Origin of the sequence: Anoxybacillus gonensis (assembly GCF_001187595.1) — a bacterium.
Lineage (GTDB): Bacteria > Bacillota > Bacilli > Bacillales > Anoxybacillaceae > Anoxybacillus > Anoxybacillus gonensis.
The window spans coordinates 2,212,569-2,238,717 of the sequence record NZ_CP012152.1 but is presented as its reverse complement, the minus strand read 5'-3'; the positions used below and the strand labels follow the sequence as shown (position 1 = coordinate 2,238,717).

The window sequence follows — 26,149 nt, the reverse complement described above, 5'->3', positions numbered from 1 at the left end:
AAAATGATGTCAAAAACGAAGAAAGGAGAAAGAAAGATGAAGCTGACTTATCACGGCCATTCTGTCGTTAAAATGGAGACGAACGGAAAAACGATTTTCATTGACCCATTTATTACGGGTAACCCAATGACAGATTTAAAAGCAGAAGACGTTCACGTGGATGTGATTTTATTAACGCATGGTCATAATGATCATGTCGGTGATACCGTTGCATTAGCAAAACGGAACGACGCCCTTGTCATTGCTCCGTATGAATTAGCAACTTATTTAAGCTGGAAAGGTGTTCGTGTTCATCCGATGCATATCGGTGGATCGTTTACGTTTGACTTTGGGAAGGTTAAATTGACGCAAGCGTTTCACGGTTCTAGCTACGTTGAAGAAGACGAAACGATCGTGTACACAGGTATGCCAAGTGGCATTTTGTTTCATGCCGAAGGAAAAACGATTTATCATGCCGGAGATACAGCTTTGTTTTCCGATATGAAGGTCATTGGAGAAATGAATGACATTGATGTGGCATTTTTACCAATCGGAGACAATTTTACAATGGGACCAGAAGATGCAGCTGTTGCAGCGAAATGGTTGAAAGCGAAAATAGTTGTTCCTATTCATTACAATACATTCCCTGTCATTCAACAAGATCCACAACAATTTGTAGCGATGATTGAGGGAGTCGGTCGCGTCTTACATGTTGGTGAGAGCATTGAACTGTGAAAACGTTCATTGAATGCGATCATGCACACCCTTATAATAAGAGTAAGAAACTGTCGAAAAAGGGTGGGGCAACTTGACGATTACGAAGCACGAACAAATTTTACAATATATTGAAAGCTTACCGGTCGGAGAAAAAATCTCTGTTCGCCAAATTGCTAAAGAAATGGGAGTAAGCGAAGGGACAGCTTATCGGGCTATTAAAGATGCTGAAACAAAAGGGTATGTAAGCACGATTGAGCGAGTCGGAACGATTCGGATTGAACAAAAAAAGAAAGAAAATATTGAAAAGTTGACGTATGCCGAAGTTGTCAATATCGTTGATGGGCAAGTGCTCGGAGGAAAAGAAGGATTACATAAAACGTTAAATAAATTCGTGATCGGTGCGATGAAGCTTGAAGCGATGATGCGATATACAGGGGCAGGAAATTTGTTGATTGTCGGAAACCGAACAAAAGCGCACGAATTAGCGCTTGAAGCAGGAGCGGGCGTTCTCATCACAGGTGGTTTTGATACAGAAGAACATGTAAAAAAACTAGCGGATGAGCGCCAGTTGCCGATTATTTCGACAAGTTATGATACGTTCACGGTTGCGACAATGATTAACCGTGCCATTTATGACCAGTTGATTAAAAAAGAGATTGTTCTCGTTGAAGATATTTTGACGCCATTTGAAAAAACAGCATATTTGTATGTGACAGATCAAGTCGAACGGTGGTATGAGCTCAATCGTGAAACGAAGCATAGTCGTTTTCCGGTCATCGATCAACAATTAAAAGTGCAAGGGATTGTGACTGCAAAAGATGTGATGGGCTATGAACGTGACGTGCTCATCGAGAAAGTGATGACGAAACATCCGATCACGGTAAGCGGAAAAACGTCAGTCGCTTCTGCTTCGCATATGATGGTGTGGGAAGGAATTGAAGTGTTGCCGGTCGTCGACGAATATAATCGACTGCAAGGAATTATTAGCCGTCAAGACGTATTAAAGGCATTACAAATGGTGCAACGTCAACCGCAAATTGGTGAGACGATCGATGATATTGTCACAACTCAGTTTTTAACTGAAACGGTTGACGGCGTTTTCCGCTGCAACATTACTCCACAAATGACGAACCATTTAGGGACGTTATCATATGGGGTATTTACAACAATTGTAACTGAAGCAGCGACTCGTGCGCTTCGCTTACATAAACGAGGTGACCTCGTCGTAGAAAACATCACCATTTATTTTATTAAACCTGTCCAAATTGATAGCGTCATCGACATTAAACCGAAGCTATTAGAAATAGGTCGTAAGTTTGGGAAGGTTGACGTCGAAGTGTTTAATGAAGGGACGCTTGTCGGAAAGGCGTTAATGATGTGTCAGTTGCTTGAACGACAATAAGGCTGCATATAGCAGCCTATTTTAGTTCCTCCGCTTCTTTTACTGCAAGTGGAAAATAGTAGCGATGGGCACGATAACCTCCCCATATGCTTCCTGCACCAACGAAAAGAAAGACGATGCCAACGATAAGGGAGACAGTTGAACGATGAATAAAAAATTGATTGATCGCAAAGAAAAATACAAATGAGCCAAGCGCAATGCTCGATTTGGCACTAATCCATTTGCGCTCCATCGGCCGTTTGCTGCGGAAATATTTGATTTTGTAATACAAATAAAACGAAAGTGAAAAGATGATAAGTATAACAAATATCGGCATAGTCAGTCCTCCAACAAAAAAAATCGTTGCGTGATTATTTTACATCTTTTCGAATCATAATAAAATATGTTTTAATGGAGAAAAAAAGGAGAAGTACCATGGAACAAAAGGTTTTGGAAATCATTCGTCATATTCAACAATTTGATACGATTATTATTCACCGTCACGTTCGACCAGATCCTGATGCGTACGGTTCGCAAGGGGGATTAGCAGAGCTTATTAAAGCGTCATTTCCAGAAAAGCACGTCTATACCGTTGGAAAAGATGAACCGTCGCTCGAATTTTTGCGTAAAATGGATGTGATCCCTGATGAAACGTATAACGACGCTCTTGTGATCGTTTGCGATACGGCAAATGAAGAACGAGTATGCGATCAACGTTATAAACTTGGAAAAAAGATTATTAAAATTGATCATCATCCAAATGAAGACCCGTATGGTGACATTTTATGGGTAGATACAAACGCTAGCTCGGTTAGTGAAATGATTTATGAGTTGTATTTAGTCGGAAAGGAACACGGTCTCGTTTTAACGAAAGAAGCAGCTCGACTAATTTACGCAGGAATTGTTGGGGATACAGGTCGTTTTCTTTTCCCAAGCACGAATCCAAAAACATTTAAATATGCAAGCGAATTAGTTGAATACGGATTTTCATTTGTCGACTTGTATGATCAGTTGTATCGTACAAAGCTATCTATTGCGCATTTAAGCGGATATGTGTTGCAAAATTTTGAACTATCCGAACACGGAGTGGCTCATATTATATTAACGAAACAATTATTAAAACAATATGATGCAACACCATCAGAGGCTTCGCAGCTTGTCAGCGTGCTTGGAAATATTGAAGGAATACGAGCATGGGTGTTTTTTGTGGAAGAAGATGATCAAATTCGCGTCCGTCTTCGTTCAAGAGGTCCGATCGTCAACGAAGTTGCAAAAAAATATCGAGGCGGTGGCCATCCACTAGCAGCAGGAGCGTCCATTTATTCGTGGGACGAAGTGGAACACGTGTTGGCAGATTTAAACGAAGTATGTCAGCAACAGTAGAGAGGCCTCTACTGTTGCTTTAATTTTAGTTCAATAGATATATTTGTAAAAAATAAAATCGTTTCGATATGAAGATTGTACGTACGATTGTCGATCACGTATGTTTTATTTTCAATCGCTTTTTTTAGTAGCTCCTTACTTTTATATACTGTTTCAATATCTTTCGCTGTGATATGTTGAATATCTTTTTTTATATCTTCTTCAATTCGAAACGCTGTGTACGTATCGATGCCGTATGATTGTGCGTTAATGACTTTGACATCAATTGATTGAATCGTTAGTCGTTTTTTATTTTCTTTATTTAGTTCGATGTAATCTTGTTGCCAAATGTTTAAATCGTGTTTCAACTGGGCGATGATTTCTCGTTGTACGTTGAGCTGGCGAACTTGTTTTTCTTGCAAAATACCGAAAATTTGTAAAAAAACGATCCAACTAATGATTGCTCCGATGGCCGCTCCAGCAAAAAAACGTTGCCATCCTGGATCGCGTGTATACGGTGGGACTCTCATGCGCCATGCTCCTGTGTAAACCAGCGAATAAACGTCATACCTGTTTGTGCGCCGCCCGTGGCTGATAAAATGAGTAAAAATTGCTTAATGACATCTCGTGTTTCTCCTTGGAAAAATCCACGTTCAACGCTATAAAACGTATCAAACGTGCCTCCGATCGCTGCAATCAAAGCCCAAATTTTTAAACTGCTTGCAAAACGATACATCATTGTGAGCGGTGGTTCTCCAGATAAAAAAGCTCCAAATCCACCGATGAACGCCCCTCCAACTAACACACCTAAAGCGATGAAATAGCTTTGAATAAAAGCAGGCAAAAACGCTGTTTTCATCTCCATCTGGCTCACTCCTTCTGTATACTATGTATATGGGACAAACAAGCAAGGTATGTTTTGCTTTTCAACATATATAGTGAATATAATAGGAAAAAATAGAAAAGGTGGGAGACACATTGTCGTTTATCCATCTACAAGTGCGAAGTGGTTATAGCTTATTAAGTAGCACGGTGAAAATTGAGGAGCTCGTTATGCGGGCGCGTGAACTTCAATTTTCAGCAGTTGCGTTAACGGATGAAAACGTCTTGTATGGGGTAATTCCGTTTTATAAGGCGTGTCAAGCGCACGGAATCAAACCGATTATCGGTATGATTGCGACAGTATTTGATGAGCACGGGCATACAGATCAACTGGTGCTGTTGGCGAAAAATAACGACGGGTATCGTCAACTTGTCCATATTGCTACAGCCATTCAATTAAATGACGGAAAGGGTATCTTTTTATTTGACTTATCCCGCTACACGAGCGAATTAATCGGTATGACAAGCGGAGTACATGGGCGAGTGGAACAGCATTTGCTGAACGGAGAAATTGCTCAAGCAGAAACGCTTGTGCACACGTACGCGAAGCTATTTCAAAGCGGCGATTTTTATATAAATGTGCAGCGACATGGCTTACAAGAACAAGAAGATTTATTGCCGCTACTTTTTGAACATAGTAAACGATGGAACATGCCGCTCGTGGCGACAAACGATGTACGCTACATGTATAAAGAAGATGCTCTTGCTTTTGAATGTTTACTTGCGATGAAACACGGAAAGAAAATGGCTGACCCGAACCGTCCACGCTTTTTAACGAATGAATACCATTTCAAAAGTGCTGACGAAATGATCTCATTATTTTCAATGTATCGTGAAGCCGTTGAGGAGACGGTGCGCATTGCCCAGCGATGTCATGTGACGTTTGAGGCTAAAAAATGGTTTATGCCGCGCTATCCTGTTCCTTCGGGCAAAACGGCTGACGAATATTTGCAAACGTGGTGTTGGGAGCAATTCACGAAACGTTTTCCTGATCAGCCTGAAGCATATGTCGCTCGGTTACAATATGAACTGCAAATTATTCAGCAGATGAATTTTAGTGACTATTTTTTAATTGTTGCTGATTTCATGCGTTTTGCGCGTGAACGAGGAATATTGACAGGACCGGGACGTGGATCAGCTGCAGGTTCGCTCGTTGCTTACATACTCGGAATTACACAAGTGGACCCGTTACAATACGGGCTTTTGTTTGAACGTTTTTTAAACCCAGCTCGTCTGTCACTTCCAGATATTGATATTGATTTTCCCGATCATCGTCGCGAAGAAGTGATTCGTTATATTGAACAAACATATGGAAAAGATCATGTTGCGCAAATTATTACGTTTGGGACATTTGGAACACGCTCAGCCATTCGTGAAGTCGGTCGTGTGTTTGAAGTAGATGAACAAGAAATGGAGCAAACGTTAGCTACGGGACGATTGGATCGTACACGTCCATGGCATAGCGTCGTACAACGGATTGAAGGCTTGCCAAAGCATACATCTATTCATGCGGCTGGTATAGTCATTAGTCCATGCCCGTTAACAGACATCGTCCCCCTTCAAGCCGGACAAACGACAACGTATGTGACGCAATATGCGATGGATGCACTTGAGCAAATCGGATTATTGAAATTTGATTTACTTGCCCTCAAAAATTTAACGATGGTTGAACAAATGATTCATAGCGTTGAACAGCGGACAGGCCATCGTTTACGTTTTGAAAACATGCCGCTCGATGACGAACAAACGTATGCGCTTTTCAGTCAAGGGGATACTTTTGGTGTGTTTCAGCTTGAGTCAGAAGGAATGAAGCGGGTGTTGCGCGAATTACAACCGACAACGTTTGAAGATATTGTAGCAGTAAACGCTTTATTTCGACCGGGACCGATGGAACAAATTCCAACATATATTTCCCGAAAACATGGGCGTGAGCCGATCGTTTACATGCATGATGATTTGCAATCGATTTTGCAATCAACATATGGAGTCATCGTGTATCAAGAACAAATTATGAAAATTGCTGAACAAATGGCACGCTTTTCGTTAGCAGAAGCCGATTTGTTACGTCGCGCAATAAGTAAAAAAGACGTTGGACAAATGGAAAAAGAGAAACAACGTTTTATTGAAGGGTGCATGCAAAATGGGTACGCTGCCCATATGGCAAACGAATTGTATGAGCTCATTGTTCGTTTTGCTGGTTATGGGTTTAACAGAAGCCATGCAGTAGCATATAGCTATATCGCATATATGCTTGCATATATCAAAGCGCATTATCCGCTCGATTTTTACGCTGTTTTATTAACAAATGTCATCGGACAAAAAGAAAAGATGATGCAATGTGTGCACGAACTTCGCAAAAAACGAATACGTTTGCTCCCTCCTTCCATCGGACGAAGTGAAGGGCATTTTACCGTTGATGGAAACGATATTCGTTTTGGATTGTTAGCGATTAAACAAGTAAGCTCCGCCTTTGTTAAACAAATAATTCGGGAGCGTCAAAGACAACCATTTTCCGATTTTTTTGATTTCGTTTCGCGACTACGTATCGAGCCTTCACAAAGAAAGATCGTCGAAGCGCTTATTTTTTCCGGCTGTTTTGACGAATTTCGTGTGGAGCGTGCAACCCTTTATGCAAGTATTGACGTGGCGCTTGAGCATGCCGAGTTTCTCACCTCTGATTTCGGCGTACGACCAAAATATGTTCATGCTGAACCGTTATCGCTCAGCGATCAATTGAAATACGAAAAGCAATGGCTTAACGTCTACGTTTCCCCTCATCCGGTTGAATCATTTGCCCATTTTTATTCAATGTGGGGAGCAAAACGTATGTACGAATGGGAAATAGAGAAAGCGAATGTTGGCAAAGTAATCGCATACGTTGAGGAGGTGACGAAAAAGCGGACAAAAAAAGGGGAAGAAATGGCGTTTGTGACGATTTGTGACGATAGCGATGAATGGTATGCGATCGCATTTCCAGCAGTTTATAGCCGATTTCATTCTTTATTGCAACAAGGAAGCGTGTTGTATATGGAAGGAAAAATAGAACAGCGATCGAATGGCTGGCATCTCATTGTACAACAAGCAAGGAAGCCGGTATGTGTTTATATGAAAATTGATGAACAGCACGCGTCACCAGTTGTATTGCAACAGTTAAAAGAAGTGTTAATCGCTCATCGCGGATATGCACCTGTCATTTTGTACTATGAAGCAGAACGAAAAAAAGTGCAGCTTTCTCATGAATATGCTGTGTCTCCGCACGATGAGTGCATTCATCAGCTAACGGCATTGCTGGGGGATGGGAATGTCGTTGTGAAATAAAAATGCTTTACTATTTTTCATTTTTATTATATTTTTATAGAAGTTAAGTGGTCAGACCAGTGGCCGCTTGTTAGGGAGGAAGATGTCGTGTCGTTGTTTAAAGAAGCGCTTCATATGCATGAGCGTTATCAAGGGAAGCTCGAAGTAAAAGCGAAAGTGCCGTTAAGAAATGCTTACGATTTAAGCTTAGCGTATTCTCCTGGTGTAGCAGAACCGTGCAAAGCCATTCATGCCGAACCGAGCAAAATATATGATTATACGTTAAAAGCGAACACAGTGGCGGTCGTTTCCAATGGGAGTGCAGTGTTAGGGCTTGGAAATATTGGGGCAGACGCAGCATTGCCAGTGATGGAAGGAAAGGCGGTGCTCTTTAAAAGTTTCGCTGGGGTTGATGCATTCCCTATTTGTTTAAATACATCAGATGTGGAACAAATGATTCAAACGGTCAAATTGCTTGAGCCGACATTTGGAGGCATTAACTTAGAAGATATTGCTGCTCCGCATTGTTTTACGATTGAGGAACGATTAAAGCGAGAAATGAACATTCCTGTTTTTCATGATGATCAACATGGAACAGCGATTGTAACTGTTGCTGGTTTAATGAATGCGTTAAAGTTAGTGAACAAAAAAATAGAAGATATTCAAGTGATCATTAACGGAGCGGGAGCAGCAGGAATTGCGATTATGAAGCTGCTTCGTTGTTACGGGGTTAAACATATCATCATGTGCGATTCAAAAGGGGCGATTTATGAAGGGCGCCCATACGGAATGAATGAGATCAAACATGAAATTGCCCAATGGACAAACGATGAGAAAAAAGCAGGAACGTTACAGGAAGTCATCGTTGGTGCGGATGTATTTATTGGTGTGTCTGTTGCAGGAGCATTGACAGCGAGCATGGTTGAAACGATGAATCGGGATGCAATCATTTTTGCGATGGCAAACCCGACGCCAGAAATTATGCCGGAAGAGGCATTGCAAGCAGGGGCAACAGTTGTTGGGACAGGACGTTCCGACTATCCGAATCAAGTGAATAACGTGTTGGCGTTTCCGGGTATTTTCAGAGGTGCTCTTGATGTACGCGCCAAACAAATTAATGAACAAATGAAAATGGCCGCTGTAGAAGCCATTGCGCATTTAATTACAGAAGATGAATTGCGTGCTGATTATGTTATTCCTGCTCCTCTCGATCCGCGTGTCGCTCCAGCTGTTGCTGCTGCAGTGGCGAAAGCCGCCATCGAAACAGGCGTTGCACAAGTGATTGTTGATCCAAAAGAAGTAGAAAAGCGAACACGACAATTAGCTGTGATTGCAGGTGAGAGTGAACATGACTACTTCTAAAGTATACATTGAAACGTTTTGGCAAATTCATCGCATGATTGAAGAAGCAGGTCTTCAACCTGGTGATCGATTGCCATCTGAACGAGAGTTAGCCGACCGATTACGAGTCGGACGCTCTTCTGTTCGTGAAGCGTTGCGGGCGTTAGAGTTGCTTGGATTAATTGAAACGCGCCGCGGGGAAGGAACGTTTATGAAACCGTTTGGCGACCATCAGCTCATTCAACTACTTGGCTCGTTTATTTTGCAAGGAAATCGGGAAAAACGAGATTTAATAGAAACAAAAATATTCATAGAGCGCATATGCTTACAACTTGCTTGCGAGCGACTGACAGATGAAAAGCTTGAGCTTATATCACAAACGGAACATACGTACCATTCATTTTTCCGACGGATTGTAGAAGCCACCGATAACTATTTATTGTTGCGCATTTGGCTTGTGTTAAACGACTTTTTTGAGCACGTATATACGATGAATCTCCCTTCCGAGTTTTATAAACAAATGCGGATCGCACTACAAAAACGGTCTTGTGAAGAAGCGGTTGCTATTTATGAGCAATACGTGATGCAAAAAATGTCGAAAGAGAATTGACACAATGTGACAAACAAAGTTGTCTTTATTCAGTAAAGTAGAAATGGACTAAGTAGGGGAGGGAAACATGTGCTGAAAGATTTGTTCTCCAAGAAAAAGAAGTATGCGACCATTCCGTCTGAACAAGCAAAGCAAGATGTACCTGAAGGCATTATGACAAAATGTCCGAAGTGTAAAAAAATTATGTATACGAAAGAATTAGTGAAAAATTTACGCGTTTGTATATCGTGCGGCTATCATCATCCGATGTCTGCTCCTGAACGCATTGCGTGTTTGTTAGATGAAGGGACGTTTCATGAATACGATCGTCACCTTCTTTCTAAAAATCCGCTTGATTTTCCACAGTATATGGAGAAAATTGAGGAAGATCGTGAGAAAACGAAATTGAACGAAGCGGTTGTTACAGGAGAAGGAACGATAAACGGTTTTCCGGTTGTTATTGCAGTGATGGATTCCCGTTTCCGCATGGGGAGTATGGGATCGGTTGTCGGAGAAAAAATTGCACGCGCCATCGAACGAGCGATGGAAAAATCGGTACCTTTTATTATTTTTACCGCTTCAGGTGGAGCGCGGATGCAAGAAGGTGTATTAAGTTTAATGCAAATGGCGAAAACAAGCGCTGCATTAAAACTATTTAGCGAACAAGGTGGACTCATCATTTCAGTCATGACCCATCCAACGACAGGTGGCGTATCAGCAAGTTTCGCCTCGCTTGGAGATTATAACTTTGCTGAACCGGGGGCGTTGATCGGTTTTGCGGGAAGACGAGTCATCGAACAAACGGTTCGGGAAGAGTTGCCTGATGATTTTCAAACAGCGGAATTTTTATTGAAACATGGACAATTAGATGCTGTTATTCCGCGTCATGAATTAAAAGATAGATTAACGAATGTATTAGACATTCACCAATCGCGAGGTGGAGACGAATGGCGTACGAATTAGAATTTGAAAAGCCGCTTGTAGAACTGCGAAAAAAAATTAGCGAACTGAAAGAGTTTACGAAACATCGTGACGTCGACTTTTCAGATGAAATCAATAAGTTAGAAGCGCGACTTGAAAAGCTTGAAAACGATATTTATGCCAATTTGAGCCCATGGGATCGCGTGCAAATTGCTCGGCATCCAAATCGTCCGACAACGCTTGATTATATCGAGCGGTTGTTTACGAACTTTTTTGAATGTCACGGTGATCGCTGCTTTGGCGACGATGAAGCGATTGTCGGAGGCATTGCGAAATATCACGGATTGCCTGTGACAGTCATCGGACATCAACGTGGAAAAGATACGAAAGAAAATATTCGCCGTAATTTTGGCATGCCGCATCCAGAAGGGTATCGAAAAGCGCTTCGTTTAATGAAGCAAGCTGAAAAATTTGGGCGTCCGATTATTTGTTTTATTGATACGAAAGGGGCGTATCCTGGAAAAGCTGCTGAAGAACGCGGACAAAGTGAAGCGATCGCACGAAATTTGTTTGAAATGGCGGGGTTAACTGTCCCTGTCGTATGCATTGTGATCGGTGAAGGCGGAAGCGGCGGTGCGCTTGCACTTGGTGTTGGAAACTATGTCCATATGCTTGAAAATTCAACGTATTCCGTCATTTCGCCAGAAGGGGCAGCGGCTATTTTATGGAAAGATGCATCGTTGGCAAAAAAGGCTGCCGAAACGATGAAAATTACAGCAAAAGATTTAAAGCAGCTTGGCGTCATTGATGAAATGATTCCAGAAGTGCGCGGCGGTGCGCATCGAAATGTTGATGAGCAGGCGAAATATATTGATGACGTTCTTCAACGTTCGTTACGTGAATTGCTTCCGTTAAATGCTGAACAGTTAATTGCACAACGATATGAAAAATATAAAAAGATTGGCGATTTTATTGAGTCACAACAACATGTGTCCGTTATGTAAAAAAGGTCATCCATTTCGATGGCCTTTTGTATTACATGAAAAGGGCGACTTTGGGTAAACTTTTTGTAGCGTGAAAAAATCAACGTTTTGTGAAACATTTCATTATGTATTGTGTTCCATATACCTTCATGTTATCTTAAAGTAAGAGGTCATACTTCTTATTTTACTTTTTTAAAGAGGTGAAGAGCGATGAAAAGAATTGGTGTGCTTACGAGCGGTGGCGATTCACCAGGAATGAATGCGGCCATTCGCGCAGTTGTTCGAAAAGCAATTTACCATGGATTAGAAGTGTACGGCATTTACCACGGATATGCGGGGTTAATTGCCGGAAACATTAAGAAACTTGAAATCGGGGATGTTGGCGATATTATTCATCGTGGTGGAACGATGTTATATACGGCCCGCTGCCCAGAATTTAAAACGTTAGAAGGACAGTTAAAAGGAATTGAGCAATTGAAAAAGCATGGTATTGAAGGGCTCGTTGTGATCGGTGGTGACGGTTCGTATCAAGGGGCGAAAAAATTAACAGAACACGGCTATCCTTGCGTCGGCGTGCCGGGAACAATTGATAATGACATTCCAGGAACGGATTTTACGATCGGTTTTGATACAGCATTGAATACGGTTATTGATGCAATTGACAAAATTCGTGATACAGCGACATCTCATGAGCGTACATACGTCATTGAAGTCATGGGGCGTCATGCTGGGGACATTGCGCTTTGGGCCGGTCTTGCTGGCGGAGCGGAGAGCATTTTAATTCCAGAAGCAGATTATGATATGGATGAAATTGTTGCGCGTCTGAAACGTGGACATGAACGCGGGAAAAAACATAGTATTATTATTGTTGCTGAAGGTGTCGGTAGCGGTGTGGAATTTGGTAAGCGAATTGAAGAAGCAACAGGCTTTGAAACGCGTGTAACTGTGTTAGGTCACGTCCAACGTGGTGGTTCACCGACAGCGTTTGACCGTGTGCTTGCAAGCCGTTTAGGTGCTCGTGCCGTAGAATTGTTGCTTGAAGGAAAAGGCGGACGTTGTGTCGGCATTCAAAACAATCAACTTGTTGATCATGACATCATTGAAGCGTTAGCACAAAAACATACAGTTGACCAAAAAATGTACCAATTGTCCAAAGAGCTTTCAATTTAATGTATATTTATGGTATCGTTTCCATATGCAATTTGTAGGAGGGTGTTTATGCGCAAAACGAAAATTGTTTGTACGATCGGTCCAGCGAGTGAAAGTGTAGAAAAGCTTGTGCAACTTATTGAAGCAGGAATGAACGTCGCTCGCCTCAACTTCTCGCACGGAAGTCATGAAGAGCATGCAGCGCGCATTCGCAACATTCGTGAAGCGTCAAAAATAACTGGAAAAACGGTAGCGATTTTATTGGATACGAAAGGTCCAGAAATTCGTACGCATAACATGGAAAATGGGGCGATTGAGTTAAAGGCGGGCTCTGAAGTGACGATTTCCATGAAAGAAGTGCTCGGCACGCCTGAAAAATTTTCGATTACTTATGAAGGGCTAATTGATGACGTTCATGTCGGCTCCACCATTTTATTAGATGATGGATTAATCGGATTAGAAGTGTTAGCGATCGATAAAGAGGCAAAAGAAATTCGTACGAAAGTGTTAAACGGTGGCGTACTAAAAAATAAAAAAGGTGTAAACGTCCCTGGTGTAAAAGTGAAGTTGCCGGGCATTACTGAAAAAGACGCAGAAGATATTCGTTTCGGTATTGAACAAGGCATTGATTTCATTGCCGCATCGTTCGTTCGCCGCGCTTCTGACGTGCTTGAAATTCGTGAATTGCTCGAAGAACATCACGCGTTGCACATTCAAATTATCCCGAAAATTGAAAACCAAGAAGGCGTAGACAATATTGACGAAATTTTAGAAGTGGCAGACGGTTTAATGGTTGCTCGCGGAGATTTAGGTGTTGAAATTCCAGCAGAAGAAGTGCCGCTTGTGCAAAAAGAATTAATTAAAAAATGTAATGCGCTCGGAAAACCGGTTATTACAGCGACACAAATGCTTGATTCGATGCAACGCAACCCACGCCCTACTCGTGCGGAGGCAAGCGACGTCGCGAATGCCATTTTTGATGGAACAGATGCGATTATGCTGTCAGGTGAAACAGCAGCAGGTGCTTATCCAGTAGAGGCGGTACAAACGATGCACCGCATTGCTTTGCGCACAGAACAAGCGTTACAATATCGCGACTTATTATCAAAACGAAGCAAACAAAGCGGTACAACGATTACAGATGCCATTGGACAATCGGTTGCTCACACCGCATTAAACTTAGATGTCGCAGCAATTGTTACGCCGACAGTCAGCGGCCATACAGCTCGCATGATTTCGAAATACCGTCCAAAAGCGCCAATTATCGCAGTTACATCAAATGAAGGTGTTTCGCGTAAATTAGCGCTCGTTTGGGGGGTTTACCCACGCGTTGCTCAACATGCCACATCAACAGATGAAATGCTTGATATTGCTGTTGAAGCAGCTCTCGATACACGTATTGTGAAACATGGTGATCTCGTTGTTATTACGGCAGGCGTTCCGGTTGGAGAGACAGGATCGACAAACTTAATGAAAGTGCATATGATTGGCGATATGATTGCAAAAGGTCAAGGCATTGGTCGCAAATCAGCATTTGGAAAAGTTGTTGTAGCAAAAACAGCTGAAGAAGCAGTTGAAAAAATGATTGAAGGCGGTATTTTAGTTGCTCCTGCAACAGATGCGGATATGATGAAAGCGTTAGAAAAAGCTGCTGCGATCATTACAGAAGAAGGTGGCTTAACAAGCCATGCAGCTGTTGTTGGTTTAAGCTTAGGCATTCCGGTCATCGTCGGTGTAAACAACGCAACAGCCATTTTAAAAGATGGACAAGATATTACAGTAGACGCAAGCTTTGGTGCCATTTATCGTGGTCACGCAAGCGTGTTATAATTAAAGAAGGGGACAACCCCTTCTTTAATTATTTTGGAGGGATGTGTGTGCGTAACATCTTTTTTCTTCTTTTTATCGTTATTCCAGCGTTAGAAATTGTCGTTCTCGTTTTGTCAGGAAAAGCAATCGGGATATGGCCGACATTTGCTTTCATCGTGGCGACAGGCATTATCGGCGCATTTTTAGCAAAAAGGCAAGGATTGCATACGCTTCAGCGCGCGAAGGATGAATGGATGAATGGACGTATCCCAAGCGATGCGCTATTAGATGGGATTTGCATTTTAGTTGGCGGGACGTTATTGTTAACGCCAGGATTTATTACTGATACAGCAGGTTTTATTTTGCTTCTCCCATTTGCGCGCGAAAAAATGAAACCATGGCTCGTCCGTTTGTTTAAGTGGATGTTTTATACGAAAACTTGGATATACATTCGGAAATAAAAAGCATAAGCTCGTCGCTTATGCTTCTTTTTTGCCAACAATGAAATTCCAAATGTCTTGAAAGACGCCAGCATGATGTAGCGTGCGTCCAATGACAAGCAATACTGGTCCAACGATTAATCCGAGAAACCCGATCAATTTGAAACCGACGAATAAAGCGATTAATGTAGCTAATGGATCGAGCCCGATATTAGAAGAAAGAAGTTTCGGTTCCATCACTTGTCGCTGTACGAGAACAACGATATATAGCACGCCAAGACCGATGGCAAAATGAGTATCACCGCTCAGCGCTGCGTAAACAATCCATGGAACGAATACTAAACCTGTTCCTAAATACGGCAAAATATCTACAATGCCGATAATAAGCGCAATCGTGATCGCATATTCTACTCGCAACACAAGCAAGCCGACTAATACAATGAGCGTTGTAATAGAAATAAGTGTGGCTTGCGCTTTAAGAAAGCCAAACAGTGCCTTTTTTAGTTCAGTAAACACTTTTGTGCTGCTCGTTTGCACTTTGTTTGGTAACAGTTTTTGGAACAACGATTTTAGACGATACCAATCTTTGCTTATGAAAAATGTAGCGAGCAATGAAAAAATAAAGATTGTCGCGAAATTAGGCAACCATCCGATAATCGAAGGAATATTTTGTAATATATTTTGAATAAATTGTCCGACTGTTGTCGCAATTTTCGTTCCAACCGACTGAATGTTTGTCATAATCGTATCTTGTTGAGATGTATCTAAATTTTTAAAGAGCGTAGCTAGCTGGTTGTAAAATGGAATTAGTTGACTAGCGACAAACTGTTCTAGATAAACAACAAGCTTTTGAAAATGATTTGGAACGACTGTTGCTAAATATTGTGTGCCCGTCACAATTTCTGCGACAAGGAGAGTAACAAGCCCTGCAACGAGTGCAAGTAAAAAAATTAAAACAACGATGACCGCTAGCGCCCTCGGCATTTTCGCTTTTTTCTCTAATACATCCACAACTGGATTAATGAAAAAGGCAATCGCTAACGCAATTAAAAACGGATACGTTAACGTTGATACATAATATAAACTCGCTAACCCAGCAATGATGACAAAGATGACAAATAAAAAGCGAAGGGAGCGATATACATATTGAGTTGGCACGTCTTCACCTCCCGTCTTTTGTCATTTATGACTATTATAATATACAATGCAAAAGAAGAAAAAGTTTCAAAGAAGAAGGTGAATCTTTAATGCAGCCGTTTATTTTTTTATTTATTCTTCTTGTCATTGGCATGATGGCAAAAAATCATTCTCTTATTTTCGCAGTGCTTTTTTTACTCGTTGTGAAAAGCATCGGACTAAGTGCAAAAGTATTCCCTTACTTACAACAAAAAGGAATCAATCTTGGGGTGACCATCATTACGATTGCTGTATTAGTTCCGATTGCCTCTGGAAAAATAGGTTTGAAAGAGCTGGCAGAGTCTGTTCGATCGGTTTACGCGTGGATTGCAATGTTGTCAGGCATTGCGGTCGCTTTATTAGCAAAAGGAGGCGTCACGCTGCTTGCGAAAGACCCGCATATGACGACTGCGCTTGTCATTGGTACGATTTTAGCTGTATCTTTATTCAAAGGCGTTGCGGTCGGGCCGTTAATTGGTGCGGGCATTGCGTATATGCTCATGAAAATGGTCGATATATTTTCGTGATTTATTACTTTTTTATAATAATATTTTTGAATTATGATTTCTTTTAGTTCACAAAAGTCTGATAATTGTTTATAATGGTATTGGAGCATGTACGAAACTATCGTATATATTCCCCTGCTCGCTTCGTTAAGCGGACAGGTGAATATATAACAAAATGTAAGCATTTTCTTTGCATTTTTATTCAGCTGTTTTGAGCAATCGCTCGACGACGCGTTTCAACATGGGAAAAGGGGAATAAAAGAGAAAAGGAGAGATGTAAGATGACAGTAACTCGCGGTCTCGAAGGGGTTGTAGCGACCACTTCCACAATTAGTTCGATCATCGATGATACGCTCACGTATGTTGGGTATAATATCGATGATTTAGCAGAACATGCTACATTTGAAGAGGTTGTTTATTTGCTTTGGCACCGCAAATTGCCAAACAAAGAAGAGTTAGAAGCGTTAACGAAACAGTTGGCAGAAAATGCCGATATTCCGCAACAAATCATTGATCATTTTAAAATGTATCCGCTTGACAAAGTTCATCCAATGGCGGCGCTTCGCACAGCGATTTCGTTCCTTGGATTGTACGATGAAGAAGCGGAAGCGATGAATCCGGAAGCGAACTATCGCAAAGCTATTCGTTTACAGGCGAAAGTATCGACGATTGTTGCTGCGTTTTCGCGTATTCGCAAAGGATTAGAGCCTGTGCCACCGCGCAAAGATTTAAGTTTTGCGGCAAACTTTTTATATATGTTAACAGGTAAAGAGCCGGATCCAATCGCTGAAGAAGCGTTTAATAAGGCGCTTGTGCTTCATGCGGACCATGAATTGAACGCTTCAACATTTACAGCGCGCGTCTGTGTTGCGACTTTATCAGATGTATACTCTGGCATTACTGCAGCGATTGGCGCGTTGAAAGGACCTCTTCATGGCGGAGCAAACGAAGCGGTCATGAAAATGTTGACGGAAATTGGTACGCTACAAAATGTAGAAACGTACATTCATAACAAATTAAACAACAAAGAAAAAATTATGGGCTTCGGTCATCGCGTTTATCGTCACGGAGACCCACGCGCAAAACATTTAAAGAAAATGTCTGAAAAATTGACGAAGTTAACAGGTGAACCGCATTGGTATGACATGTCGGTGAAAATTGAAGAGATTGTTACATCGACAAAAGGGTTACCACCAAATGTTGACTTCTACTCAGCTTCTGTTTACCATAGTTTAGGAATTGATCACGACTTATTTACACCAATTTTTGCAATTAGCCGTATGTCTGGATGGCTTGCACACATTTTAGAGCAGTACGAAAACAACCGTCTCATTCGCCCGCGTGCAGAATATACAGGACCGATGAGACAAGTGTACGTACCGCTTGAAGAACGCGCATAACAATTGTTTAGAAAAGGTGAGAAGTTCGCCTCTCACCTTTTTACACTACATGATTTGGAGGTATGATGATGCAAGGAGAAAAAATTACAGTTACAAACGGAGTATTAAACGTTCCAAATTACCCAATTATCCCATTTATCGAAGGGGACGGGACAGGCCCGGATATTTGGGCAGCCGCTTCTCGCGTATTGGAAGCAGCTGTTGAAAAAGCGTATAAAGGTGAACGAAAAATCGTTTGGAAAGAAGTGCTTGCTGGTGAAAAAGCGTTTAAGTTGACAGGTGAATGGTTGCCACAAGAAACACTTGATACGATTCGTGAATACATAATTGCGATTAAAGGTCCGTTAACAACGCCAGTAGGTGGAGGCATTCGCTCCTTAAACGTTGCGCTTCGCCAAGAGCTCGATTTATTTGTATGCTTACGTCCGGTTCGCTATTTTAAAGGAGTTCCTTCTCCAGTTAAGCGTCCTGAAGATACAGATATGGTCATTTTCCGTGAAAATACGGAAGATATTTATGCTGGAATCGAATATGCGAAAGGAACGCCAGAAGTAAAAAAAGTGATCGATTTCTTACAAAATGAAATGGGCGTACGCAAAATCCGCTTCCCTGAAACGTCAGGAATCGGCATTAAGCCAATTTCAGAAGAAGGAACGAAACGATTAGTGCGGGCGGCGATTAAATATGCGATTGAACACGGCCGCAAATCTGTGACGCTCGTTCATAAAGGAAACATTATGAAATATACAGAAGGTGCGTTTAAAAACTGGGGTTACGAATTAGCTGAGCAAGAATTTGGCGATCAAGTGTTTACATGGGCGGAGTATGATCGCATCGTTGAAGCGCATGGAAAAGAAGCTGCAAACAAAGCGCAGGCGGAAGCAGAAGCAGCAGGAAAAATTATCATTAAAGATGCGATTGCAGATATTTTCTTACAACAAATTTTAACTCGTCCACGCGAGTTTGATGTTGTTGCGACGATGAACTTAAACGGCGATTACATTTCTGATGCGCTTGCAGCACAAGTAGGCGGCATCGGTATTGCTCCAGGTGCAAACATTAACTATGAAACAGGTCATGCAATTTTTGAAGCAACGCATGGCACGGCACCAAAATATGCAGGATTAGATAAAGTAAATCCGTCATCGGTCATTTTATCTGGTGTAATGATGTTTGAACATCTCGGTTGGAACGAAGCAGCGAAACTCATTATTGACTCTATGGAAAAAACAATTGCATCTAAAGTGGTCACATATGATTTTGCGCGCTTAATGGAAGGTGCAACAGAAGTGAAATGCTCTGAATTTGCGGATGCTCTCATTCGAAATATGAGCGAATAAACGAAAAAAGGGGATGGAAGAACGTGGGTATGAAACGTAAAAAAATCTCAATTATCGGTGCTGGATTTACGGGAGCGACAACAGCGTTTATTTTAGCGCAAAAAGAGCTAGGGGATATCGTTCTTGTCGACATTCCACAATTGGAAAATCCGACAAAAGGAAAGGCGCTCGATATGCTTGAGTCAAGCCCAGTTCTTGGTTTTGACGCGAACATTATTGGTACGTCAGATTATGCGGATACGGCTGATTCAGATATCGTTGTCATCACTGCGGGGATTGCGCGGAAGCCAGGGATGAGCCGTGACGACTTAGTAACGACAAATCAAAGCATTATGAAAGCTGTAACGAAAGAAGTCGTCAAATACTCACCAAACTGCTTTATTATCGTCTTAACAAACCCAGTAGATGCGATGACATATACAGTATTTAAAGAATCAGGCTTTCCGAAAAACCGCGTCATCGGTCAATCGGGTGTATTAGATACCGCACGTTTCCGAACATTTGTTGCACAAGAATTAAACTTATCTGTTAAAGACATTACAGGATTTGTTTTAGGCGGTCATGGAGATGATATGGTACCGCTTGTACGTTACTCATACGCAGGAGGCATTCCGCTTGAAACGTTAATCCCAAAAGAGCGTTTAGATGCCATTGTTGAACGTACGCGTAAAGGTGGCGGTGAAATCGTCAACTTGCTAGGCAACGGTAGTGCTTATTATGCGCCAGCCGCTTCCCTTGCTGAGATGGTTGAAGCGATCGTAAAAGACCAGCGCCGAGTTCTTCCAGCCATCGCTTATTTAGAAGGCGAATACGGATATGAAGGCATTTATTTAGGTGTGCCAACGATTTTAGGTGGCAACGGAATCGAAAAAGTGATCGAATTACAGCTAACAGAAGAAGAAAAAGCAGCATTAGCGAAATCTGTTGAATCGGTGAAAAACGTGATGAAAGTATTACAATGATAAAAAATTCGGGGGACCTTTCCCCGAATTTTTATATATGGTCAAACAAAGGGGAGATGGCGATGTTAGGGAAAAAGCGTAAAATTGGGCGTTTAATTTCGGACATTTCGGTAGGGGAGAAGCTCGTATTAACGGAAGCGATTGAAGATAAAGATTTATTGTTATATTTAGGGCTGACAAACGATGCGAACCCGCTTTATATTCAACATGACTATGCATCTCAAACACCGTTGAAACGTCCGATCGTACCAGCGATTATGTTAACAGGTATGATTACATCAGCTATTTCGAAATATTTACCAGGTCCAGGAAGTCATATCGTTTCCCAAACGATTGAATTTAAACGACCGGTATATCATTATGAACACGTGGAGTTTTTATTTGAAGTAACGCATGTTGATGAAGAAAACAATGAAATTCATATTTCCGTTCAAGCGGTTCGAGATGGAGAAGAAATATTAGTTGGGGCGTTGCGTGTCGTTCCTCCATATCCGTTTATGGAAGAAAAAGCATTAGATAACTTTTAAAAGGGGCATCGCCTCTTTTTTTATTTTTATCTTTCAAAGTAACCCGTTATAATAAAAATGTAACAAATTTACGTTGTTGGAGGATGGCTATGTCGAAACGTCTGTTAGTTGTCGATGATGAGCACTCGATCGTCACTTTATTAGAGTACAATTTAAAGCAGGCAGGATTTATTGTATTAACAGCTTATGATGGGGAAGAAGGGCTTCATAAAGCATTGGAAGAACGACCCGATTTTATCATTCTCGATTTAATGTTACCAAAATTAGATGGTATCGAAGTATGTAAGCAATTGCGTCAACAAAAAGTGATGACACCTATTTTAATGTTGACGGCAAAAGACGATGAGTTTGATAAAGTGCTTGGGCTTGAACTAGGTGCTGATGATTATATGACAAAGCCGTTTAGCCCACGCGAAGTTGTCGCGCGTGTCAAGGCGATTTTGCGCCGAACGACCATTCATGGACATGAAGAAAAACAAGAAAATGGTGACGATTCGCTCATTGTCGGGCAACTAAAAATTTTCCCAGATCGTTATGAGGCGTATTTTGCAGAGCAAAGATTAGAATTAACTCCGAAAGAGTTTGAACTATTAGCATATTTAGCGAAATATAAAGGGCGTGTGCTGACGCGCGATCAATTGCTTAGCGCCGTATGGAATTACGATTTTGCTGGTGATACGCGCATTGTCGATGTACATATTAGCCATTTGCGTGAAAAAATTGAACAAGATACGCGAAAACCCGTATATATAAAAACGATACGCGGATTAGGGTATAAGCTAGAGGAGCCGAAAGCGGATGAATAAATTTCGCTCTCGGCTATTGCTTGGCCTCATTTCAGTCATTTTATCTGTTTTATTTGGTCTTGGGTTATTATTAGGCCAATTATTTCAAAAATTTTATGCAGATACTGTCCATGAACGTATGGAAAAAGAGGCGAAGCTTTTAGCTTTATATATGGAAAATAAATCGCTCCAATCATCATCGTTTGAGCAAAAATTGCGTGCCATTAGCGATATGTTGTCTGCTCGCATCACCATTGTTGACCGAGATGGGAAGCTTATGTTTGATACGAACAATTACGTATCCATTGATGAAAAACGTCATAAAAAATTGATTCAAACGTTATTAAAACAAGAAGATCGGTCCGTTATATTTGAAGAAGAGCAAGATTTATATTACTATGCGGTCCCATTTTGGCAACGAGATGAACAACTGGGGCATATCGTTCTCAGCTTACCGATATATGCGATTGAGCGGGTAAATGAACAAATTTGGATTTTGCTTACATTCAGCTTAAGCATTGCATTTTTCATCATTCTTTTATTAGGTATTAAAATTACGAATCAATATACAAAACCGATTGAGACCGCGACAAAAGTGGCGATGGAACTTGCACGCGGCAATTATAAGGCGCGAACGTACGAAAGTCGAGAAGATGAAACAGGAATGCTTAGTCAGTCGCTTAACATTTTAGCGCGCAATTTACAAGAGATGGTGCGCATGCAAGAAATGCAGCAAGATCGCTTGCGGGCATTAATTGAAAATATGGGGAGCGGCTTAATTTTAATTGATCAACGTGGCTACATTTCGCTGATGAACCGCGCGTATAAGGAAATGTTTCATATTGATCCGTCCGACTATGTTCATCGTTTATATTATGAGGCGTTTCCGCATAAAGAAGTTATTGCGCTTGTGGAAGAAATATTTATGACCGAAGTAAACGTACGTAAACAATTGCTTCTTCCTGTCGGTATTGAGCGAAAACATTTCGAAGTATACGGAACACCGATTATCGGAACGAACGATGAATGGAAAGGAATTATTGTTGTGTTCCATGATATTACTGAGCTAAAAAAGCTTGAGCAAATGCGAAAAGATTTTGTCGCGAACGTTTCACACGAACTAAAAACGCCGATTACATCGATTAAAGGTTTTGCGGAAACGTTGTTAGATGGGGCGATGCATGATGCTCAAACGCTTGAATATTTTTTAACGATTATTTTAAAAGAAAGTGAACGACTTCAACATTTAATTCAAGATTTGCTTGATTTATCGAAAATTGAACAACAAGGATTTACATTAAATGTATCTGTTGTTGACTTGCATGAAGTATTAAAAGAAGTCATTGTTATGCTTGAAGCGAAAGCAAACGATAAACAAATTGCATTATCATGCACATCGAATGCACCGATTTGTTATATGTATGGGGATTTACATCGTTTAAAGCAAATTTTTATTAATTTAATTAACAACGCCATCGCTTATACGCCAGCAGGTGGACGCGTCACTGTTTCCATCGAAAAGGACGATAAACAATTGCGTGTTCATGTCAGCGACACAGGAATTGGTATTGAACAAAAAGAAATTCCGCGCATTTTTGAACGATTTTATCGCGTAGACAAAGCACGAAGTCGCAATTCAGGTGGAACAGGTCTTGGATTGGCGATTGTAAAACATTTAGTGGAGGCACATCACGGAACGATTTCTGTCAAAAGTGAAGTAGGGGTAGGAACGACCTTTACCGTGCATTTTCGCATCGATGCTTGTTTAGACGAGTAATTTTTTACGATATATTTACAAACGATTTACCATATATTCAAAAAATATTGGTAAGATAACAGATGAAAACCCCTTCATCCAAGAAGCCGATTGTCTTGGAATAGGCGAGGACAACGAACGTTCTCGTCTTTTTTCTTTTTTTACGGGTATCGTGGTAAAATAAGCGTAAGTGAATAAAGAGGAGGTTTTCGGTTTGGCAAATAAATTAGTATTGATCGACGGCAATAGCATCGCTTACCGCGCTTTTTTTGCTCTGCCGCTCTTACATAATGATAAAGGGATTCATACAAATGCGATTTACGGTTTTACCATGATGTTAATGAAGCTCATTGAAGAAGAAAAGCCGACGCACATGCTCGTGGCGTTTGACGCAGGGAAAACGACATTTCGTCATGACGTGTATACAGAATATAAAGGTGGGAGACAAAAAACACCACCGGAACTATCAGAACAGTTCCCATTTTTACGTGAGTTGCTTGATGCGTATAACATCCGCACGTATGAGCTTGAAAATTATGAAGCCGATGATATTATTGGGACGCTCGCGACACAAGCGGAAAAAGAAGGATTTCACGTTGTGATTATTTCAGGGGATCGGGACTTAACTCAATTAGCGTCTGAGCGTATTCATGTCCATGTGACGAAAAAAGGAATAACAGATATGGAACGATATACACCAGAACATGTACTTGAAAAGTACGGATTAACGCCGGCGCAAATTGTTGATTTAAAAGGGTTAATGGGAGATGCATCGGATAATATCCCAGGTGTTCCGGGAGTCGGAGAAAAGACAGCATTAAAGTTGTTAAAGGAGTACGGAACAGTTGAACACGTACTTGCATCACTTGAACATATTTCAGGAAAAAAACTAAAAGAAAATTTGCAGACGTATCGTGAACAAGCGCTACTAAGTAAACAGCTAGCAACCATTCATCGCGACGTTCCGCTTACGCTATCGCTTGATGAATTAGCATGGCAGTCATACGATGTTGAGCGACTGGCAGCGTTATTTCAAGAGCTAGGTTTTACATCGTTAATGGATAAAATCGGAAATTCTTTACATGAACAACGATCGTTAACGAACGTCTCTTTTGTGACGGTGCAAACGATTGAAGAACATATGTTGACGGAAGAGAGCGCCCTTGTTGTCGAAGTGCTCGATGCGAATTATCATCAAGCACCGATTCTCGGATTTGCACTTGTTAATGAGCGAGGACATTTTTTTATTCCGACAGATGTTGCTTTCGCCTCATCTATATTTCGAACATGGCTTGAGAATGAGCGATGTAAAAAAAGTGTGTTTGATGCGAAACGAGCGATTGTTGCGCTAAAGTGGCACGGCATTGAATTGAAAGGTGTTGATTTTGATTTATTATTAGCTGCATACTTGCTCAATCCGACAGATGCAAACGGAGATGTCGCTGCTGTTGCAAAAACAAAGCAATATACAGACGTACAAAGCGATGAAGAAGTATACGGAAAAGGGGCAAAACAAACTATTCCCCCGACAAATGTATTAGCTGAACATCTCGTACGAAAAGCAAAAGCGATCGCTTCGCTAAAAGAAACATATATTCATGAACTAAAGCAAAATGAACAATTCGAATTGCTTATTCACTTAGAGTTACCACTTACGTTCATTTTGGCACAAATGGAGTTTCACGGTGTAAAAGTAGATGTGAATCGCTTGCAAGACATGGGGAAAGAGTTCACCGCTCAGCTTCAACAAATTGAGCAACGCATTTATGAATTAGCAGGAACGACATTTAACATCAATTCCCCAAAACAACTAGGGACGATTTTGTTTGAGAAATTACAGTTGCCGATTGTAAAAAAGACGAAAACAGGTTATTCAACATCGGCGGATGTTTTAGAAAAATTAGCTCCTTACCATGAAATCATCGAGCAAATTTTACATTATCGTCAGCTCGGAAAATTACAATCGACATATGTAGAAGGATTAATGAAAGTAGTTCGTCAAGATACAGGGAAAGTGCATACCATTTTCCAACAAGCATTGACGCAAACAGGGCGCTTAAGTTCGACGGAGCCTAATTTACAAAACATTCCGATTCGCATTGAAGAAGGAAGAAAAATTCGTCAAGCATTCGTCCCATCTTTTGATGACTGGGTCATTTTTGCGGCTGACTATTCGCAAATTGAGTTGCGGGTGTTAGCTCATATTGCTAACGATGAAAATTTAATCGCAGCATTTCATCATGATCTCGACATTCATACGAAAACAGCGATGGACATTTTTCATGTAAAGGAAGAAGAAGTAACCGCACATATGCGCCGACAAGCGAAGGCCGTCAATTTTGGTATCGTTTACGGAATTAGCGACTACGGATTATCGCAAAACTTAGGCATTACACGCAAAGAAGCAGCGGAATTTATCGAGCGATATTTTCAAAGTTATCCGGGTGTCAAACGGTATATGGAAGAAATTATACAAGATGCGAAACAAAAAGGATATGTTACGACGTTGCTTCATCGTCGTCGCTATTTACCGGATATTACGAGCAACAACTTTAATATTCGCAGCTTTGCTGAGCGGACAGCGATGAACACGCCGATTCAAGGAAGTGCTGCCGATATTATTAAAAAGGCGATGATTGATTTAGCGACACGGTTACATGAAGAACGGTTACAAGCTCGTCTATTATTGCAAGTACATGATGAACTGATTTTAGAGGCTCCAAAAGAGGAAATTGATTTGTTGAAAAAACTTGTTCCAGACGTGATGGAAAATGCGGTATCATTACGTGTTCCACTAAAGGTCGATTATCACTTTGGACCGACGTGGTATGATGCAAAGTAAAGAAA

General features: G+C 41.2%; 23 protein-coding genes. 19 read left to right on the top strand and 4 right to left on the bottom strand.

Features of this window, described 5'->3' with window-relative positions:
* The first annotated feature begins 36 nt into the window (after positions 1–36).
* Both AFK25_RS11675 and AFK25_RS11670 read left to right on the top strand, forming a co-directional pair.
* Entirely contained in the window at positions 37–714 is a 678-nt protein-coding gene (locus AFK25_RS11675; protein ID WP_009361527.1) for a metal-dependent hydrolase, read from the top strand.
* 73 nt (positions 715–787) lie between these two features.
* Complete coding sequence (locus tag AFK25_RS11670; protein ID WP_009361526.1) at positions 788–2,098, top strand: CBS domain-containing protein; 1,311 nt, start codon at positions 788–790, stop codon at positions 2,096–2,098.
* A gap of 16 nt (positions 2,099–2,114) precedes the next feature.
* Here the strand turns inward: AFK25_RS11670 and AFK25_RS11665 are convergent, their stop codons facing one another.
* Complete coding sequence (locus AFK25_RS11665; protein ID WP_019416680.1) at positions 2,115–2,414, bottom strand: YtpI family protein; 300 nt, start codon at positions 2,412–2,414, stop codon at positions 2,115–2,117.
* Positions 2,415–2,512: 98 nt separating this feature from the next.
* Between AFK25_RS11665 and AFK25_RS11660 the strand changes: the two genes are divergently transcribed.
* Positions 2,513–3,460, top strand: coding sequence for a DHH family phosphoesterase (locus AFK25_RS11660; protein WP_019416681.1), 948 nt, complete (start codon positions 2,513–2,515; stop codon positions 3,458–3,460).
* A gap of 8 nt (positions 3,461–3,468) precedes the next feature.
* On the opposite strand, the gene ytrI is transcribed toward AFK25_RS11660, so the two are convergent.
* Positions 3,469–3,969 (bottom strand): sporulation membrane protein YtrI, encoded by a 501-nt coding sequence (gene ytrI, locus AFK25_RS11655; protein WP_009361523.1) that lies wholly within the window; start codon positions 3,967–3,969, stop codon positions 3,469–3,471.
* Positions 3,966–4,304, bottom strand: a complete 339-nt coding sequence (gene ytrH, locus AFK25_RS11650; protein ID WP_009361522.1) for a sporulation membrane protein YtrH — start codon at positions 4,302–4,304, stop codon at positions 3,966–3,968. Before ytrH ends, ytrI begins: the two co-directional genes overlap by 4 nt.
* Before the next feature lie 113 nt (positions 4,305–4,417).
* On the opposite strand from ytrH, the gene dnaE reads away from it, so the two are divergent.
* From dnaE to AFK25_RS11610, 8 genes are all read left to right on the top strand, one after another.
* Positions 4,418–7,639 carry a DNA polymerase III subunit alpha gene (gene dnaE, locus AFK25_RS11645; RefSeq protein WP_035065342.1) on the top strand — a complete coding sequence of 1,074 codons (3,222 nt, stop codon included), beginning with the start codon at positions 4,418–4,420 and terminating at the stop codon, positions 7,637–7,639.
* Positions 7,640–7,726: 87 nt separating this feature from the next.
* A complete protein-coding gene (gene ystJ, locus AFK25_RS11640; protein ID WP_035065344.1) occupies positions 7,727–8,980 on the top strand; it encodes an NADP-dependent malic enzyme in 1,254 nt (417 codons plus the stop codon).
* Positions 8,967–9,569: a FadR/GntR family transcriptional regulator gene (locus tag AFK25_RS11635; RefSeq protein ID WP_009361519.1), complete on the top strand. Its 603-nt coding sequence runs from the start codon at positions 8,967–8,969 to the stop codon at positions 9,567–9,569. Before ystJ ends, AFK25_RS11635 begins: the two co-directional genes overlap by 14 nt.
* 69 nt (positions 9,570–9,638) lie before the next feature.
* Positions 9,639–10,511 (top strand): acetyl-CoA carboxylase, carboxyltransferase subunit beta, encoded by an 873-nt coding sequence (accD, locus tag AFK25_RS11630; RefSeq protein WP_009361518.1) that lies wholly within the window; start codon positions 9,639–9,641, stop codon positions 10,509–10,511.
* The gene (accA, locus tag AFK25_RS11625; protein ID WP_009361517.1) at positions 10,496–11,473 is read left to right on the top strand and encodes an acetyl-CoA carboxylase carboxyl transferase subunit alpha; all 978 of its coding nucleotides are present in this window, start codon (positions 10,496–10,498) and stop codon (positions 11,471–11,473) included. Before accD ends, accA begins: the two co-directional genes overlap by 16 nt.
* Before the next feature lie 189 nt (positions 11,474–11,662).
* On the top strand, positions 11,663–12,622 hold the full coding sequence (pfkA, locus tag AFK25_RS11620) for a 6-phosphofructokinase (RefSeq protein WP_009361516.1): 960 nt from the start codon (positions 11,663–11,665) through the stop codon (positions 12,620–12,622).
* Between the two features lie 48 nt (positions 12,623–12,670).
* A complete protein-coding gene (gene pyk / locus AFK25_RS11615) occupies positions 12,671–14,431 on the top strand; it encodes a pyruvate kinase (RefSeq protein ID WP_035065347.1) in 1,761 nt (586 codons plus the stop codon).
* Between the two features lie 47 nt (positions 14,432–14,478).
* Positions 14,479–14,871: an FxsA family protein gene (locus tag AFK25_RS11610; RefSeq protein ID WP_240483401.1), complete on the top strand. Its 393-nt coding sequence runs from the start codon at positions 14,479–14,481 to the stop codon at positions 14,869–14,871.
* A gap of 18 nt (positions 14,872–14,889) precedes the next feature.
* Here the strand turns inward: AFK25_RS11610 and ytvI are convergent, their stop codons facing one another.
* A complete protein-coding gene (gene ytvI / locus AFK25_RS11605) occupies positions 14,890–16,008 on the bottom strand; it encodes a sporulation integral membrane protein YtvI (RefSeq protein WP_035065357.1) in 1,119 nt (372 codons plus the stop codon).
* Positions 16,009–16,097: 89 nt separating this feature from the next.
* On the opposite strand from ytvI, the gene AFK25_RS11600 reads away from it, so the two are divergent.
* The 8 genes from AFK25_RS11600 (at position 16,098) to polA (ending at position 26,144) form a co-directional block, all read left to right on the top strand.
* Complete coding sequence (locus AFK25_RS11600) at positions 16,098–16,553, top strand: DUF441 domain-containing protein (protein ID WP_009361837.1); 456 nt, start codon at positions 16,098–16,100, stop codon at positions 16,551–16,553.
* 260 nt (positions 16,554–16,813) lie between these two features.
* The gene (gene citZ, locus AFK25_RS11595) at positions 16,814–17,932 is read left to right on the top strand and encodes a citrate synthase (protein ID WP_009361836.1); all 1,119 of its coding nucleotides are present in this window, start codon (positions 16,814–16,816) and stop codon (positions 17,930–17,932) included.
* A gap of 65 nt (positions 17,933–17,997) precedes the next feature.
* Positions 17,998–19,272, top strand: a complete 1,275-nt coding sequence (gene icd, locus AFK25_RS11590) for an NADP-dependent isocitrate dehydrogenase (RefSeq protein ID WP_019416691.1) — start codon at positions 17,998–18,000, stop codon at positions 19,270–19,272.
* A 23-nt stretch (positions 19,273–19,295) separates the two neighbouring features.
* Positions 19,296–20,234, top strand: coding sequence for a malate dehydrogenase (gene mdh / locus AFK25_RS11585; RefSeq protein ID WP_019416692.1), 939 nt, complete (start codon positions 19,296–19,298; stop codon positions 20,232–20,234).
* A gap of 56 nt (positions 20,235–20,290) precedes the next feature.
* Positions 20,291–20,761, top strand: a complete 471-nt coding sequence (locus AFK25_RS11580) for a MaoC/PaaZ C-terminal domain-containing protein (protein WP_019416693.1) — start codon at positions 20,291–20,293, stop codon at positions 20,759–20,761.
* Between the two features lie 89 nt (positions 20,762–20,850).
* Complete coding sequence (locus AFK25_RS11575) at positions 20,851–21,567, top strand: response regulator transcription factor (RefSeq protein ID WP_009361832.1); 717 nt, start codon at positions 20,851–20,853, stop codon at positions 21,565–21,567.
* Entirely contained in the window at positions 21,560–23,323 is a 1,764-nt protein-coding gene (gene pnpS / locus AFK25_RS11570; protein WP_035065361.1) for a two-component system histidine kinase PnpS, read from the top strand. The genes AFK25_RS11575 and pnpS overlap by 8 nt, the downstream gene beginning before the upstream one ends.
* 193 nt (positions 23,324–23,516) lie before the next feature.
* Positions 23,517–26,144 (top strand): DNA polymerase I, encoded by a 2,628-nt coding sequence (gene polA, locus AFK25_RS11565; protein WP_035065363.1) that lies wholly within the window; start codon positions 23,517–23,519, stop codon positions 26,142–26,144.
* The last annotated feature ends 5 nt before the right edge of the window (positions 26,145–26,149 follow it).

What these genes read in the sequence shown, in the direction of transcription:
- accA (WP_009361517.1), top strand. Translation starts at nt 10,496, where the DNA reads ATGGCGTACGAATTAGAATTTGAAAAGCCGCTTGTAGAACTGCGAAAA.
- AFK25_RS11575 (WP_009361832.1), top strand. Translation starts at nt 20,851, where the DNA reads ATGTCGAAACGTCTGTTAGTTGTCGATGATGAGCACTCGATCGTCACT.
- pnpS (WP_035065361.1), top strand. Translation starts at nt 21,560, where the DNA reads ATGAATAAATTTCGCTCTCGGCTATTGCTTGGCCTCATTTCAGTCATT.
- pfkA (WP_009361516.1), top strand. Translation starts at nt 11,663, where the DNA reads ATGAAAAGAATTGGTGTGCTTACGAGCGGTGGCGATTCACCAGGAATG.
- ytrI (WP_009361523.1), bottom strand. Translation starts at nt 3,969, where the DNA reads ATGAGAGTCCCACCGTATACACGCGATCCAGGATGGCAACGTTTTTTT.
- AFK25_RS11675 (WP_009361527.1), top strand. Translation starts at nt 37, where the DNA reads ATGAAGCTGACTTATCACGGCCATTCTGTCGTTAAAATGGAGACGAAC.
- AFK25_RS11660 (WP_019416681.1), top strand. Translation starts at nt 2,513, where the DNA reads ATGGAACAAAAGGTTTTGGAAATCATTCGTCATATTCAACAATTTGAT.
- pyk (WP_035065347.1), top strand. Translation starts at nt 12,671, where the DNA reads ATGCGCAAAACGAAAATTGTTTGTACGATCGGTCCAGCGAGTGAAAGT.
- icd (WP_019416691.1), top strand. Translation starts at nt 17,998, where the DNA reads ATGATGCAAGGAGAAAAAATTACAGTTACAAACGGAGTATTAAACGTT.
- AFK25_RS11580 (WP_019416693.1), top strand. Translation starts at nt 20,291, where the DNA reads ATGGCGATGTTAGGGAAAAAGCGTAAAATTGGGCGTTTAATTTCGGAC.
- AFK25_RS11600 (WP_009361837.1), top strand. Translation starts at nt 16,098, where the DNA reads ATGCAGCCGTTTATTTTTTTATTTATTCTTCTTGTCATTGGCATGATG.
- AFK25_RS11665 (WP_019416680.1), bottom strand. Translation starts at nt 2,414, where the DNA reads ATGCCGATATTTGTTATACTTATCATCTTTTCACTTTCGTTTTATTTG.
- ytrH (WP_009361522.1), bottom strand. Translation starts at nt 4,304, where the DNA reads ATGGAGATGAAAACAGCGTTTTTGCCTGCTTTTATTCAAAGCTATTTC.
- AFK25_RS11635 (WP_009361519.1), top strand. Translation starts at nt 8,967, where the DNA reads ATGACTACTTCTAAAGTATACATTGAAACGTTTTGGCAAATTCATCGC.
- citZ (WP_009361836.1), top strand. Translation starts at nt 16,814, where the DNA reads ATGACAGTAACTCGCGGTCTCGAAGGGGTTGTAGCGACCACTTCCACA.